This window comes from Massilia suwonensis, assembly GCF_042655665.1.
GTDB classification, from domain to species: domain Bacteria; phylum Pseudomonadota; class Gammaproteobacteria; order Burkholderiales; family Burkholderiaceae_D; genus Telluria; species Telluria suwonensis.
The window spans coordinates 1-753 of record NZ_JBHSMR010000018.1 but is presented as its reverse complement, the minus strand read 5'-3'; the positions used below and the strand labels follow the sequence as shown (position 1 = coordinate 753).

At 61.2% G+C, this 753-nt stretch carries 1 protein-coding gene; it reads right to left on the bottom strand.

What is annotated here, in order from left to right; all coding sequences use genetic code 11:
* Positions 1-753: elongation factor Tu (locus ACFPQ5_RS24770; RefSeq protein ID WP_379761747.1), on the bottom strand; the 753-nt coding region annotated here is incomplete at both ends.

Genomic DNA, 753 nt, shown 5'->3' with positions numbered 1-753 from the left:
GGCTTGACCCTGGTCCAGCAGCTTGCGGAACATTTCCACGCCGGTGCAGGTGGTCTTGACGGTGTCGGTGATGCCGACGATTTCGATCTCTTCGCCGACCTTGATGATGCCGCGCTCGACACGACCGGTCACCACGGTACCGCGGCCCGAGATCGAGAACACGTCTTCGACTGGCATCAGGAAGGCGCCGTCAACAGCACGTTCCGGGGTTGGGATGTAGCTGTCCAGAGCGTCGGCCAGGCGGATGATGCACTCTTCGCCCATTTCGCCGGCTGCACCTTCCAGTGCCATACGTGCCGAACCCTTGATGATTGGCAGGTCGTCGCCTGGGAACTCGTACTTCGACAGCAGTTCACGGACTTCCATTTCGACCAGTTCCAGCAGTTCTGCGTCGTCGACCAGGTCGCACTTGTTCAGGAACACGATGATGTACGGAACGCCAACCTGACGCGCCAGCAGGATGTGCTCGCGGGTCTGTGGCATCGGGCCGTCAGCGGCCGAGCACACCAGGATCGCGCCGTCCATCTGGGCAGCACCGGTAATCATGTTCTTGATGTAGTCGGCGTGGCCTGGGCAGTCGACGTGCGCGTAGTGGCGCGACGCGGTTTCGTACTCGACGTGTGCGGTGTTGATGGTGATGCCGCGTGCCTTTTCTTCAGGAGCCGCGTCGATCTGGTCGTACGCCTTGGCTTCACCGCCGAACTTCTTCGACAGAACGGTTGCGATTGCAGCCGTCAGGGTGGTTTTGCCGTG